The organism is Pectobacterium atrosepticum, from assembly GCF_000740965.1.
Classification (GTDB): Bacteria; Pseudomonadota; Gammaproteobacteria; order Enterobacterales; family Enterobacteriaceae; genus Pectobacterium; species Pectobacterium atrosepticum.
In genome coordinates, this window is the sequence record NZ_CP009125.1 from 783,943 (window position 1) to 797,852 (window position 13,910).

General features: G+C 51.6%; 10 protein-coding genes. 4 read left to right on the forward strand and 6 right to left on the reverse strand.

Annotated features, from left to right (window positions below; all coding sequences use genetic code 11):
* The first annotated feature begins 17 nt into the window (after positions 1-17).
* Positions 18-1,028 (forward strand): AI-2E family transporter, encoded by a 1,011-nt coding sequence (locus GZ59_RS03485; protein ID WP_011092420.1) that lies wholly within the window; start codon positions 18-20, stop codon positions 1,026-1,028.
* A 151-nt stretch (positions 1,029-1,179) separates the two neighbouring features.
* Positions 1,180-1,797, forward strand: a complete 618-nt coding sequence (locus GZ59_RS03490) for a hypothetical protein (protein WP_039290105.1) — start codon at positions 1,180-1,182, stop codon at positions 1,795-1,797.
* Positions 1,798-1,871: 74 nt separating this feature from the next.
* On the opposite strand, the gene GZ59_RS03495 is transcribed toward GZ59_RS03490, so the two are convergent.
* A complete protein-coding gene (locus GZ59_RS03495; RefSeq protein WP_011092422.1) occupies positions 1,872-3,398 on the reverse strand; it encodes an MFS transporter in 1,527 nt (508 codons plus the stop codon).
* A gap of 382 nt (positions 3,399-3,780) precedes the next feature.
* Here GZ59_RS03495 and GZ59_RS03500 point away from each other — a divergent pair, with 382 nt between their 5' ends.
* Positions 3,781-4,155 (forward strand): hypothetical protein, encoded by a 375-nt coding sequence (locus GZ59_RS03500; protein WP_039290108.1) that lies wholly within the window; start codon positions 3,781-3,783, stop codon positions 4,153-4,155.
* Here GZ59_RS03500 and GZ59_RS03505 read toward each other — a convergent pair.
* Complete coding sequence (locus GZ59_RS03505) at positions 4,148-5,635, reverse strand: mannitol dehydrogenase family protein (RefSeq protein WP_039290111.1); 1,488 nt, start codon at positions 5,633-5,635, stop codon at positions 4,148-4,150. The two genes, GZ59_RS03500 and GZ59_RS03505, sit on opposite strands and share 8 nt — an antisense overlap.
* A 321-nt stretch (positions 5,636-5,956) precedes the next feature.
* On the opposite strand from GZ59_RS03505, the gene GZ59_RS03510 reads away from it, so the two are divergent.
* Positions 5,957-7,237 (forward strand): O-acetylhomoserine aminocarboxypropyltransferase/cysteine synthase family protein, encoded by a 1,281-nt coding sequence (locus tag GZ59_RS03510; RefSeq protein WP_039290114.1) that lies wholly within the window; start codon positions 5,957-5,959, stop codon positions 7,235-7,237.
* Between the two features lie 62 nt (positions 7,238-7,299).
* Here GZ59_RS03510 and GZ59_RS03515 read toward each other — a convergent pair whose 3' ends face one another.
* The 4 genes from GZ59_RS03515 to nifJ form a co-directional block, all read right to left on the reverse strand.
* Positions 7,300-8,391 carry a L,D-transpeptidase family protein gene (locus tag GZ59_RS03515; protein WP_039290116.1) on the reverse strand — a complete coding sequence of 364 codons (1,092 nt, stop codon included), beginning with the start codon at positions 8,389-8,391 and terminating at the stop codon, positions 7,300-7,302.
* A 181-nt stretch (positions 8,392-8,572) separates the two neighbouring features.
* Positions 8,573-9,370: a deaminated glutathione amidase gene (locus GZ59_RS03520; RefSeq protein WP_039290119.1), complete on the reverse strand. Its 798-nt coding sequence runs from the start codon at positions 9,368-9,370 to the stop codon at positions 8,573-8,575.
* 21 nt (positions 9,371-9,391) lie between these two features.
* Positions 9,392-9,928: a cytochrome b561 gene (gene cybB, locus GZ59_RS03525; protein ID WP_011092428.1), complete on the reverse strand. Its 537-nt coding sequence runs from the start codon at positions 9,926-9,928 to the stop codon at positions 9,392-9,394.
* Positions 9,929-10,201: 273 nt separating this feature from the next.
* Positions 10,202-13,735 carry a pyruvate:ferredoxin (flavodoxin) oxidoreductase gene (gene nifJ / locus GZ59_RS03530; RefSeq protein ID WP_039290122.1) on the reverse strand — a complete coding sequence of 1,178 codons (3,534 nt, stop codon included), beginning with the start codon at positions 13,733-13,735 and terminating at the stop codon, positions 10,202-10,204.
* Between the last annotated feature and the right edge of the window lie 175 nt (positions 13,736-13,910).

The following is a 13,910-nucleotide window of genomic DNA, read 5'->3' on the forward strand; positions in this document are numbered from 1 at the left end:
TCATACGGGATGTCATCATGCAGTTACTGAACCTGAAACAAGCTCGCCTGTTGAGCTTTTTCTTTATTATGGGTGGCCTGTTTATATTGCTGCCTTTACGCCTGCTGACCTGCTTTATTGCCGGTTTTTTGGTGTATGAAATTGTGAATTTGCTGACTCCCTATTTTCAACGGGTCATCAGTGGTAAACGTGCTCGTTGGATTGTGGTCGCAGTGATCAGTACGCTGGTAGTCAGCCTATTGAGTCTATTGTTTGGCAGCCTGGTCGGATTGTTGATGCAGGAAATGAAGGATACTGCCGCGTTCAATATACGCATTGGCTACATCCTCAATGACATCCAGCAGCAGATTATCCACTACTTACCGGGATATCTGCCAGTCAGTATTGAAGAACTCCAACACGAGTTTCTGCAATGGGTTCAGGCGCATATTGTGATGTTGCAGAACATGGGGAGAAGTTTCCTGCATGGATTTGTGACGATGCTCATCGGTATGGTGCTTGGGGCGATTGTCTCGCTTTATAACGTCGATCCGGACACGGAGAAACCGTTACTAAAAGCGGAGTTACTGCGCCGGGTTTCGTTGCTGTCGGCATCGTTCCGCAACATTGTTTTCGCCCAGGTGAAGATCTCTGCCGTTAACACGTCGCTGTCCGCCATTTTTATTCTCGGTGCTTTGCCGCTGTGCGGTATTCATCTGCCGTTTGCCAAAACGCTGGTGGTGCTCACCTTTGTTTTTGGTTTGCTACCGGTCATCGGTAACCTGATTTCTAACTCCATCGTTTTTCTGTCTGGCTTATCTCTTTCACTGCCAATCGCGCTGGTTGCGCTGGTGTATTTGATGCTGATTCACAAGCTTGAGTATTTCCTCAATGCACAAATCGTCGGAACGAGGATCAAAGCACACGCATGGGAAATTCTGTTGGCAATGCTGGTGTTTGAAGCGGCATTTGGCTTGTCCGGTGTGATTGCGGCACCGATATACTACGCCTACCTGAAAAGTGAATTAAAAGAAGCTGCACTGATTTAATCCTGCATTTCGGCAGGCGATTGACGCGATCGCCTGCCATATCATTCCATTGCCATATAGCACGCTACAACTGCGCACCAACGGCCCAATGCCCTCCTTTCCTAAATGATACCCTTAGCAGCATTACTATTGTCGTACGGATTAGTGAAGTATGAGTAAAGATGTTGCTGTTGTTGTTCGCCGTTTGGGATTTGCCTTGATGCTGGCGGTGATTGTGGGCTTGGTGTTGCTTGCGCTGTTTATTGACGTGGTGGTGCTGAATAACGCCGTGGGGGAGATTTCCATTACTGAGTTTTCTCAGGAGGCGTTCTTATTATTTACTGGGCTGCTGTTCTTGCACATCGCGATAAAATGGCGTGCGCGTCGGGGTGGCTATCTGCTTATCGCTGGGTTCTTTTTCTGCTTGTTAATTAGAGAAATGGATTTCTTTCTGGATAATATTGCGCATGGCAGCTGGTTCTATTTCGCCATACTGTGTGCGGTGGTCTGCATTGGCTACGCGGCATTTTCACTAAATAATACGTTTGCCGGGCTGGCGCATTTTCTCCAGCACGCTAGCTACAGTTATATGGTGTGTGGATTACTGGCCGTTCTGGTCTTCTCTCGCCTGTTTGGTATGACCCAACTGTGGGGAACGCTGATGGATGATGGGTATATCAGAACCGTGAAAAACGTTGCAGAGGAAGGGGCTGAACTATTCGGCTATACGCTGTGTCTGATCGCTGGCTTACTGTATACCCGCTCTGTTAATCAAAAAACGAAGATCTAAATGAATCAGCCCAATGCAAGATTGGGCTGATTGTTTTTAAGTGATGCTAGTTTTTAGCTAATAATCATCTTCGATTAATGCTGCGCAGTAGCAACCTGCGGCTTCGTCTCTTCTGACTGAACACCTAACGGGTTGTTGCCCCAGCACTTCTCATATTCCCAGCCTGTCAGCTCTTCAGCGACGACGCGGGCATGAGCCGGGATATCGGCAATGGCACCGCCCGCTTTGATACGTGCAATTTCTTCCAGCAGAATGGCGTGGTTCTTACGATCCAGCTTCATCTGCGTCGTATAGTAAATCGCAACCAGCGCAAGAGCGATAACGCCCAGTGAGAACACGCCAACAATCGCCTGTACGGCAGATTCCGGCTGTACTGACTGCCCAGAGATAAAGCCGAATTGGCTCAGCGTCCAACCCATCGCGAAGACAATGACAGAACGCACCATTTTGCCGGCAAATGTCATTGCACCTGCGTAAATACCCTCACGGCGACGTCCGGTCAGAACTTCATCCACATCGGCCAGGAAGGTATAAACCGTCCAGGGAATGTAGTAGATACCGCCAGTGCTTAGGCCAAATACGGCGGTAATGGCAAACAGGACGAAGATAGTCATGTCTTCTGACCAGTTCGCAAAATAGAGTGCGGCATAGGCTATTACGCTAACAATTACTACCATCAGAGCCAGACGGAACGGCCGTGCAAAGCCCATTTTGACGCAAATACCGATGAAGGCTGCGGTAGAAATGAGCTGCATAACTGAACTAAAACTGTTGAGGTGTGACACCAGTGCCGTGTTTTGTTTCAGGCCAAAGACGATGAAGTAGGTAAATGCAGAAGCGAAAAGCCACTCCGCGCCGAAGCCAAATAGGTACATCCCCAGATGCTTGCGGAAAATACGCAGGCGGAAGGTGGAGGCCATATCTACGCTCAGCTTCTTCATGGCTTGCCACAGGCTGGATGTGCTTTCGCGTACAATTTCGTTTACCGGACGCTCCCAGGATGTCATATACAGTGCGATCATCGCCGCAGACATAATGGCACCGTAGACCAGACCGGTGTAGAAGAATGGCGTTGCAGAGTCTTTACCGTAGACGGCAATAAACTGCCCTGGAATGAACGCTGCCAGGAAGTTGGCGATTTTACCGAAAATGGCTTTAGAACCTGTCAGCTTAGAGCGCAGTTTAAAGTCGGAGGTCATTTCGGTAGCCAGCGTCTCATACGGCACCATGATCGAGGTATAAATCAGCTCGAATAGCACGTATGTCGCCAGATAATACCAGAAGCCAAAGCCTTCAACCCATAGCATGGGGTAGACCAGAACCAGTGGGGCACCCAGCAGAATAAAGAAGCGGCGGCGACCAAATCGGCGACCAATACGGGTGTTGTAAAAATTATCGCTGATGTACCCCATGATAGGGTTACTGATAGCATCAATGATGCTGGCGACGGAGAAAATAGCAGCAGCCTGAACCAATGTTAAACCACAAAATGTGGTGTAAAAGTACATCAGCCATGCGCCGCTGATAGCAAGCGCGCCACTGCCGAGCAGGTTTGCGCTGCCGTAGCAGAACGTATTTTTGAAAGAGATTGGTTTATTCATGATCAGCCTAATTACAAATATGAAACAATATTTCAGTTCAATTGAACTATCATTTCTTTATAATTTGCTCTATTGAAAAGAAAGTAAACTGACGATCACGCTTTTGAGTACTTTTAATAACGATCTGTCAGGTGGATCATGAAATAAGATATTTTAATTTGATTTTTATAATTTTCTGATTTTGGTTTTATGTGATTAATTTACAAATTTTGTAGGTTTCCTACAACAAGCCGTACGCGCGCAGATTGACGGCGAGACGATATTGGGCGCTATCCCACAAATCGATAGCATGGTGTGAAATAACGCATTGACCTCAGAGAGGAAATGTCGTCATCATCCCGCCCAGTTTACTTTATCGTATTCCCTCATCAGGAGCCGTAACGTGAGTCATTTGCTGGTCTATGCCATTATTTATGTGATTTTTATTGCTGTGGTTGGGTTGTTTGCTTTTCAGGCTTGGTTGCCTTCTTCCGCTCCGCGTGGGTTGAGAGATCGCGCGGGTATTCTGGTAGGGGTATTACGTTGCGTCACGTTGTTTCTTGTGGTTTCCGCGTTGCAAATTCTGTTTCCCAATTCGCTGCTGGATAAGTTTGTCTGGCTGGTTGCCGCAGCGCTGTTGGTCATCGCTGTTATCGGTGGGGGAATGAGTTGGTCATCGTTGCCGTGGTTGGATGAAACAAAAGGTAAAATCCGCACTCTGGCACTGGGTGCCCAAAGTGCGGTATATCTTGCATTGCTTGGGATTATCGTTATTTAAAGCTTTGTACCAATGCAGCCACGGTGTTCTTTGCGCCGTGATCGCGCAGCTTCAGATAAGACTGTGCGATAGCGTTGAACACATCGTGGTTTGTAGGCAGATCCTCGCCAAAAATAGAACGAATATTGAGAAATACACTGACCCGCTCGGCGCTATCTGACGTCTCTGCAACGATGCGTCCGAGCTTCTCTGCTAGCGGATCGCGGATTTCGATAGGGTTACCTGCATCATCTTTTCCGCTGACATAACGCATCCAGCCAGCGATCCCCAATGCCAGAACACGATAGTCCCCTCCATTACGCACATGCCAGCGTAGGGATTCCAGCATGCGCTGAGGCAGCTTCTGTGAACCGTCCATTGCGATTTGCCAGGTTCGATGCTTAAGCGCGGGGTTAGAGAAACGGGTAAGCAACTGAACGGCGTAGTCTTTCAGGTCGATATCCACCACGCTAAGCGTCGGTGCCTGCTCCAGTAACATCAGATGAGACACGGCTCGGCGATAATTCTCGTCATTCATACAATCGCTGACGTGATCATAACCGGCGAGATAGCCCAAATAGGCTAAAAACGAGTGACTGCCGTTCAACATGCGCAGTTTCATTTCTTCAAATGGTAGAACATCGTGCACCAGCTGAACGCCTGCTTTTTCCCACTCTGGGCGTCCGGCCGTGAAATGATCTTCGATCACCCATTGAATAAAGGGCTCACAGGCTATCGCACAGGGATCGGCGACGCCAAGGTGATCGGCAATTTCCTGTAACGCTTCAGGCGTCGCTGCCGGGACAATGCGGTCGACCATCGTATTTGGGAAGGAAACATTATCCTTGATCCACTCGATCAGGCTCTGATCGTTGATCCCTGCGGACTCCAGCACGGCCGCTTTGGCCGTTTTACCATTTTCCGGCACGTTATCGCAGGAAAGTACGGTGAACGGGGCTATCCCTCGTTCATGACGTAGGCGTAGCGCTTCCGCCAGTAACCCCGGTACGGAGGCGGGATGGCGGGGATCGATGAGATCCTGTTGAATCAGTTTATTGTTACGATCCAACTTGCCGCTCGAACCGTCCATGCAATAGCCTTTTTCGGTAATCGTCAGGGAAACGATGGCCGTTTCTGGTGCGGCGAGTTTCTCAATAATGGCGTCAATGCCTTCTATTTTAGCATGTAACGATTCGCACACGGCACCGACGACAATGGGCTGATTGGCCGTAGCGGCTTTTTCCAGCACGGTAAACAGATGATCCTGCTGACGAAGCGCATTGATCATGGTGTCGTCGCTAAATAGCACGACTTCACAAACTCCCCAGTCTCCTCCTACCATATTCAGCACGCGATCGGTGAGCAGCGCCTGATGAGCGCGATGAAAAGCGCCAAAACCGATATGGACGATGCGTGGCTTCAGTGCCTGGCGATCGTAGTGAGGGAATTGAACGCTGGCAGGCAATTCGCTGGTGGCGATATTTTTCATTTTATCAGTCATTTATTGCGCTTTCGGGTGGGTGATCCATGACGTTAAAAGTAGCTGTGATTTACAGGCGGTGCAATACGCGACGCGCAGATAGGTTACGATGCGCACGTTTTTTTCTCTGTGCAAATTTTAGCGCTTTTTCAGATTAGGTTCAGCGGCAGCGTGTGGTTTTGTGAGGGGGTTCCAGCGTAATAATGTAACGCTGAAATTTAGTCTTGTTTTTACTAACTTATCTCCATTTCTTCTACATCATCACGTGCCTTTCCCGATCGCAGTCTGCTATTTTGTTTCGATATTTCCTCACTCCAACGATCAACAAAAAAGGCCCGTAAGATGAAACTTGAGTCCCTCGCGCTACATCATGGTTATGAATCTGAAGCGACAACGAAGTCCGCCGCAGTGCCGATTTATCAAACGACCTCTTACACTTTTGACGACACGCAGCACGGTGCCGATCTGTTTGATCTGAAGGTGGCGGGCAATATCTATAGCAGAATCATGAACCCGACGAACGCGGTGCTGGAACAGCGGCTGGCAGCCATTGAGGGTGGAATCGGTGCGCTGGTGCTTTCATCCGGCATGGCGGCAATTGCCTATTCGCTTCAGGCTCTCACACAGGTTGGGGACAATATCGTCAGTACCAGCCAGCTGTATGGCGGCACTTATAACCTGTTTGCTCACACGTTGCCGCGTCAGGGGGTTGACGTGCGGATGGCCTCTTTCGATGATTTTACGACGCTGGAATCGTTGATTGATGAGCGCACCCGCGCCGTTTTTTGTGAATCTATCGGGAATCCGGCGGGAAATATCGTGGACATTGCTAAAATCGCGGAGATTGCACACCGCCACGGTGTACCGGTTATTGTCGATAACACCGTGGCGACGCCCGTGCTGTGCAGACCTTTTGAGCACGGGGCAGATATCGTCGTCCACTCGCTGACCAAATATATTGGTGGTCATGGCACCACGATCGGCGGTGCGATTATCGATTCTGGCAAGTTTGACTGGGTCGCGAATAAAGCGCGTTTCCCGTTATTGAACGAGCCTGATCCTTCTTACCACGGTGTGGTGTATACCGATGCTTTCGGTCCTGCGGCCTATATTGGACGCTGCCGCGTGGTGCCGCTGCGCAATACTGGCGCGGCGCTTTCTCCTCACAGCACGTTCTTGTTGTTGCAGGGACTGGAAACCCTCAGCCTGCGTATCGAACGCCATTGCAGCAATGCGGAAGTGTTGGCTAGTTATCTGAATCAGCATCCGCTGGTGACCTGGGTGAACTATGGCGCATTGCCTGATAGCCCCTACAAGGCAAACTGCGACAAAATTACCTCGGGTAAGGCGTCTGGGATTATCAGCTTTGGTATTAAAGGTGGAAAGACATCAGGTGGCCATTTTATTGATGCGCTGAAGATGATCTTACGGCTGGTTAATATTGGCGATGCTAAATCGCTTGCGTGCCATCCGGCAAGTACCACGCATAGGCAGTTGAATGCGGAAGAACTGGCGAAACCGGGAGTGAGTGAGGATCTGGTTAGAATCTCGGTCGGCATTGAGCATATTGACGACATCATCGCTGATGTGGCGCAGGCGCTGGAAGCCTCGCAGAAAAATTAAACGGTAGGGGCGTTTGAGAAACACGTTGGAAACCCGAATCGGTTTCCAACGTGTCATAGCGATCACGAACGGTTGGCGTTGGCCTCTGTCGTAGTCGTCTGTGGCTCAACGGGTGCAGCGTTTTGTACCGCATTGAGGCTGTCTTGCGGCTGTGCTTCTGGTGCTTCTTGTTGAATTTCTGGTGTAGCGGGTACCGCAGCAGATTCAACCGGAATTGCCGGTGTGGCTTGTTCGATCAGACCATTGATTTTGGTCGGCATACCAGAACGTCTCTGGACTGCCTGATCGACTTCGCTGGTGTTCACACTGGCATCAGCCAGAACCTTGCTCACTTTTGGCGTCATGCTGATCGGTGCCGGAGAATCAGAATGGAATTCTTCTACCGTGCGGGACAGCGGATTGTGAACTTCAACATAGCGTGAACCATCTGGCTCAACGGTGGCTTTCACTGGCTCATTGATGAACTGAACGCGTGTACCGACCGGAACGCTGTTGAACAGATATTTAATATCATCGGCACGTAGACGAACACAGCCGTGGCTTACGCGCAGGCCAATACCGAAATTGGCGTTGGTCCCGTGGATCGCGTACAGATTACCGATGTAGAGCGCATACAGCCCCATAGGGTTATCCGGGCCTGCTGGGAAAACTTTTTGCAGCGTCTCACCGCGTGCTGCATATTCTGCGTGCATCTTGGCGGTTGGTGTCCAGGTTGGGCCCGCTTTCTTACGCTGAACGGAGGTTGTCCAGTTAATCGGCGTATCTTTACCTAATTCACCAATCCCGATTGGCAGTACAACTACGGTCTTGGAACCTTTCGGGTAGTAGTACAGACGCATTTCGGCGCTGTTGATGACAATGCCTTCACGCGGTGCGTCTGGCAGAATTAACTGATGAGGAATCATCATTTTGCTGCCGGGAACGGGCAGATAAACGTCCGCTTCTGGGTTGGCTTCCATGATGTTACTCAGGCCCATTTGGAACTGTGCAGCAAAATGTTCCAACGGCTGCGTGCTATCTTCCGGTACGGTGATTTCTAGATTTTCGCCTACCAATCGGCTGTTAGCCGCAGGCAGAGGATAAACTACGGCAAAAGCGGCCTGGCTGAATGTGGCGGCTGCAAGAACTAAAGTAAAGATCGCGCGAATACTCATTTTCATTTCTTTATTTGAGTGATAAATGCGCCTCCGAATAGGGAGGCCGGGCTGCTAAGGTCGATAACGACCGGATGCGCATTATATGTGCAGAATGGCCTTTGAGGGAAACAACATGTGTAACTAATCACACTTTTTGACGCACCAATGAGAGAGCGGGTTTATCGAGTATATAGCTGACTTAGTTTTCCCCTTCCAGTGTGGGTTTTTGAAAGCGGCGATTAGCCAGTACCGGAAGAGCCTGACGAGCGTACGCCAGCCGTTCTGGTTCAATGTCGGCATAGATAAGAGCAGGTGTTTCCGGTGCCTGAACCACGACAACGCCCAGAGGATCGACAACCATGCTGTTGCCGATATTCTTGACGCCGCATTCGCCAACGGCGACGAGATAAGTGGTGTTTTCCAGTGCTCTTGCGCGCACCAGCAGCTCCCAATGCGCTTCTTTCAGCGGCCCTTTAATCCAGGCGGAAGGGAGGACAAGTACGTCTGCGCCGTCCAGAACCAGACGGCGTGCAAGCTCAGGGAAGCGAATGTCATAGCAGGTCATCAGCCCAACGTTCAACCCAGCGATGGTCAACAGCGGTGGAATCGCTTCACCTGCTAGTACGTTTTCTGATTCTTGTACGGAGAACGCATCATACAAATGCAGCTTTCGGTATTGGGCGATGATCTCGCCGTTGCGCAGCGCCAGCAGCGTATTCCAGACTTTCCCCTCTCCGTTCGGGATATGCACACACAGCATGGTCGTCAGGTTGCTGCCCTTGCTGGCTTCCAGCAGATGTGACACAAACGGGCCATCAAGCGGCTGGGCGGCGGTGAGCACCATGTTGGGATTGGTGATATCGCGAGCCAGCACGCCTTCAGGCAGCACCAGCAGATCGGCACCGTTTTGCTGTGCTGCCGACATAAATTCAGCGATTGTCGTGGCGTTTTGTTGCCACTTGCGGTCAACAGCGAATTGTCCCAGCGCGACTTTCATTCTTGCTCCTTCTTTGCCTGATTAATCACGTTTGGCTGGCATCATGCGCAGCAGCGTGTTGTCTTTCATGACATAGTGGTGGAACAGGGCGGCTGCGGTATGCAGTGCAATGAGCCAGTACCCTAGCGGTGCCAGCGTTTCGTGCCAGCCAATCAGTGTTTCAGCAAGCTCGAAATTCGGTGTAGCGGATGTTGGCATACTGATACCAAAAAGCATCCAGTCGCGGCCATTGTAATAGCGTGAGGCAACGCCCAGTATCGGCAGCGTGATAAACAGCAGGTAAATAACGGCGTGAGTGAGTGAGCCCAGCGCACTCTGCAAACGGGACAACGGCGGCGTAATAGCGGGTGAGGTATGCCGATGGCGTAAGAACAGACGAGCCAGCATAAGAACAAGTATGGCTACACCACAGCTAAAGTGCGTCACGATCATCACGGTGCGCAGCAGTGAACCTCGTTCAGCAAATCCGCGTAGTTCTATCGTGGCATAGGTAACAACGAGCAAAATAAAAACCAGCCAGTGCAGTGCAATCTGCGATGGTGCGAACTTTCCTTTCATGTTTCATCCTCTGCAACGTTGAGCTCGATTTAACACCGTAACGAACGAATAATCCCATAAAGTATAAGGTAACGTGCTTCTTGTCAGCCCTTCTTTACCCTGCCTGACAAACTGGGTTATCAGCGTTGGATTTCTCAGTATTAATCCCTATTCGGTTCTCCGTTTATCGTAAGAGAAAGCAGATCAAATTGCATTGATGAGCCAGTACAAAGGGGAGATCTCGGAAAACGTAGATATAAAAAAACCGGCCGAAGCCGGTTTGGAGGGGAAAGGTTATTCCTGCGGGTTTTTCTCTGCCTTGCCTGCCATCATGGTCAGGAAGTCAAAGCGGCGACGCAGATCCAGTTCTGCCTCTTCATAGAGCCGTGCGGTTTCTTCCGGCATCATGTTATTCAGGCGGCGGAAGCGTTGCTCTTTCAGCAGCGTTTCACTCAGGCTGCTTGATGGCGGACGAGAATCCGTCACCAGCGCAGGTTTACCTTCCTCGGTGCGACGTGGGTCGAAGCGATAGAGTGGCCAGAAACCGGTAGCCGTCAACTGACGCATCTGATCGTGGCTGAATGCCAGATCGTAGCCGTGCTCTTCACACGGGCTGTAGGCGATAATCAGTGACGGACCCGGCCAGGCTTCTGCTTCCTGAATCGCTTTCACGGTCTGGTTCAGCTGTGCACCCAGCGAGATCTGCGCAACATACACGTGACCATACATCATGACGTTGATGCCCAGATCTTTACGCGCTTTGCGTTTACCCTTCTCACCAAATTTGGTCACTGCGCCCAGCGGCGTGGCCTTGGATTGCTGGCCGCCGGTGTTGGAATAACACTGCGTATCCAGCACCAGTACGTTGACGTTTTCACTTAGGCTCATGACGTGATCTAACCCGCCGTAGCCGATGTCATACGCCCAGCCATCACCACCGATGAGCCAGATGGATTTATCAACAAAGTGGTCGGCTTCGCTCGCCAGCACTTTGGCGTCAGTATCATTGACGGCTGCCAGCAATCCACGCAGTTGCTCAATCTGCTGGCGGCGCAGATCGGGCGCGATGGCGTCTTCCTGCAACGCACTAACCAGATCTTGCGGCAGTTGCGGTGCCAGTTTATTGAGCAAACGTACGGCGCGCTGACGGTGTTGATCGACGCTCAGACGGAAGCCCAGACCGAATTCGGCATTGTCCTCGAACAGAGAGTTAGCCCAGGCTGGGCCGCGACCGTTGGCATCGGTGGTCCACGGCGTGGTCGGCAGATTACCGCCATAAATAGACGAACAGCCCGTTGCGTTCGCCACCAGCAGACGGTCGCCATAGAGCTGCGTCAACAGCTTGATGTACGGCGTTTCGCCACAGCCGGAGCAGGCACCTGAATACTCGAACAGCGGTGAAATCAGCTGAGAAGTCCGGATATCGATACGTTCCAGCGTAGATTTGTCGATTTCCGGCAGTTGCAGGAAGAAATCGAAGTTCTCTTTTTCCGCCGTCAGATTATCCAGACGGGATTCCATATTGATAGCTTTGATTTCTGGGTTCTGACGGTCTTTAGCAGGACAGACTTCCACACACAAATTACAGCCGGTGCAGTCTTCCGGAGCGACCTGCAACACGTATTTTTGGCCGCGCATGTCGCGTGCTTTCACATCCAGTGATTGCAGTGACGCAGGTGCATTCTCCATCGCATCTGGCTGGACAACTTTGGCGCGGATGGCAGAGTGCGGGCAGGCGGCGACACAGTGGTTACACTGCGTGCAGAGCTGCGGCTGCCATAGCGGAATCTCTTCCGCGATATTACGTTTTTCCCACTTGGTGGTGCCGGTTGGCCAGGTGCCATCGGGCGGCAGGGCTGAAACGGGCAGCGTATCACCCAGCCCAGCCAGCATCGCGGCCGTGACGGTCTTGACGAAATCGGGTGCGGCGTCGGAAACCACTGGTGGCCACTGCGGGCTGTCTGGGTTAACGGCTTCTAGCGGGACTTCTGCCAGCGCTTCCAGCGTGGCGCTCAGCGCCTGCCAGTTACGTTCAACCAGTTCCTGGCCTTTACTGCCATAACTCTTGGCGATGGCGGTACGCAGTTTTTCTACCGCAACATCCGCTGGTAAAATCTGTGACAGGTGGAAGAACGCCATCTGCATGACGGTGTTAATACGCGCACCCAGATGGCACTCACGGGCAATTTTGGCGGCGTTGATACAGTACACGCGAGCATTGCGCTGATTCAGCCCTGCCTGCACTTCCTGCGGCAAACGGTGCCACAGATCGTCGCTGCTATACGGCGAGTTGATCAGGAAAACGCCGCCGGGCTTCAGTCGTTCGACCATGTTGTACTTGTCGATAAACTGCCACTGATGACAGGCGACGAAATCGGCCTGATCGATCAGATAGGCTGAGTTGATCGGGTGCGGGCCAACGCGCATATGGGAAACGGTGAGGCTACCGGCCTTTTTCGAGTCATAGACAAAGTAGCCTTGTACAAACATCGGGGTGGTTTCACCGACGATTTTGATTGCGTTCTTGGTTGCAGAAACGGTGCCGTCACTGCCTAGGCCGTAGAACAGGGCTTCGAGTGATGCACTACTTGGAAAACGCTGTTCTGGCAGTGGCAGGGACAGGTTAGTGACATCGTCATAAATCCCAACGGTAAAGCGGGGTCGTGGGTTAGCAAGTGCTAACTCATTAAAGATCGCCTGTATGCACTGAGGGGTAAATTCTTTGGAAGACAGCCCGTAACGTCCACCAATCACGCGTGGCATAAGTGAACGCTCACCAGCGGAGAACGCCTCGGCCAGCGAGGTCATCACATCAAGATATAGCGGCTCTGCCAATGCACCTGGCTCTTTAGTGCGATCCAGCACCGCAATGCTCTTCGCCGTTTGCGGAATGACGGCCAAAAAATGTTTGGCAGAGAACGGGCGATATAGGCGGATTTTCACCACGCCGACTTTCTCGCCGCGCATCAACAGCGTATCGACGACTTCTTCGCAGGTGCCGACGCCGGATCCCATCAGGATGACGATTTTGGTCGCTTCTGGGTGGCCATAGTATTCAAACGGCTGATATTGGCGTCCTGTGGCGGCGGCGAAATCATTCATCGCCTGCTCAACGTGCCCATAACCTGCGTCATACCACCGGTTAGTGGCTTCACGAGCCTGGAAGAAGGTATCTGGGTTAGATGCAGTACCTCGAATCACCGGACGTTCCGGTGTGAGTGCTCGCTCACGGTGTGCATCAATGGCGTGCTGTGGCAGAAGCTGGAGGAGCACCTCATCACTCAGCGGCTCAATCTTGTTAATTTCGTGCGAGGTACGGAAACCGTCGAAGAAATGGATAAACGGCAGACGGCTGTTCAGGCTAGCGATTTGCGAAATCAGCGCAAAGTCCTGCGCTTCCTGCACATTGCTGGCACACAGCATAGCGCAACCCGTCTGGCGTACGGCCATGACGTCCGAGTGATCGCAGAAGATGGACAACGCATGCGTCGCAACCGTACGCGCCGCGACATGCAGGACGAACGGCGTCAGCTCACCGGCCAGCTTATATAGCGTGGGGATCATCAGCAGTAGACCCTGCGATGAGGTAAATGTGGTGGCTAGAGTGCCCGTCTGTAATGCGCCGTGGACGGTAGCGATCGCGCCGCCTTCCGATTGCATTTCAACAACGCGTGGCGTGTCTCCCCATATATTCAGCCCGCCGTCGCTCGACCAGGCGGCCGCGTGTTCAGCCATGCTGGAGCTGGGAGTGATGGGGTAGATGGCGATGACTTCACTGCTTCGCCACGCCACAGAGGCGACTGCGTTATTACCGTCGGTGGTGATCATGACTTATAGCCTTCTTGCTCACTAAGCCTTTCATTTTACATGGTCTTTTGGGGCGATGAAAATGACTGGGCATAAACGAAAATACGATTTTTATCGGAGGATTATCGCATTTCAGGAAAAAAGAGGGTGGAACGATGTATGCAGAGTTGTATCAATATGTGTTTTATCTCCGTCA

What these genes read in the sequence shown, in the direction of transcription:
- GZ59_RS03485 (WP_011092420.1), top strand. Translation starts at nt 18, where the DNA reads ATGCAGTTACTGAACCTGAAACAAGCTCGCCTGTTGAGCTTTTTCTTT.
- nifJ (WP_039290122.1), bottom strand. Translation starts at nt 13,735, where the DNA reads ATGATCACCACCGACGGTAATAACGCAGTCGCCTCTGTGGCGTGGCGA.
- cybB (WP_011092428.1), bottom strand. Translation starts at nt 9,928, where the DNA reads ATGAAAGGAAAGTTCGCACCATCGCAGATTGCACTGCACTGGCTGGTT.
- GZ59_RS03490 (WP_039290105.1), top strand. Translation starts at nt 1,180, where the DNA reads ATGAGTAAAGATGTTGCTGTTGTTGTTCGCCGTTTGGGATTTGCCTTG.
- GZ59_RS03495 (WP_011092422.1), bottom strand. Translation starts at nt 3,398, where the DNA reads ATGAATAAACCAATCTCTTTCAAAAATACGTTCTGCTACGGCAGCGCA.
- GZ59_RS03510 (WP_039290114.1), top strand. Translation starts at nt 5,957, where the DNA reads ATGAAACTTGAGTCCCTCGCGCTACATCATGGTTATGAATCTGAAGCG.
- GZ59_RS03520 (WP_039290119.1), bottom strand. Translation starts at nt 9,370, where the DNA reads ATGAAAGTCGCGCTGGGACAATTCGCTGTTGACCGCAAGTGGCAACAA.
- GZ59_RS03505 (WP_039290111.1), bottom strand. Translation starts at nt 5,635, where the DNA reads ATGACTGATAAAATGAAAAATATCGCCACCAGCGAATTGCCTGCCAGC.
- GZ59_RS03515 (WP_039290116.1), bottom strand. Translation starts at nt 8,391, where the DNA reads ATGAGTATTCGCGCGATCTTTACTTTAGTTCTTGCAGCCGCCACATTC.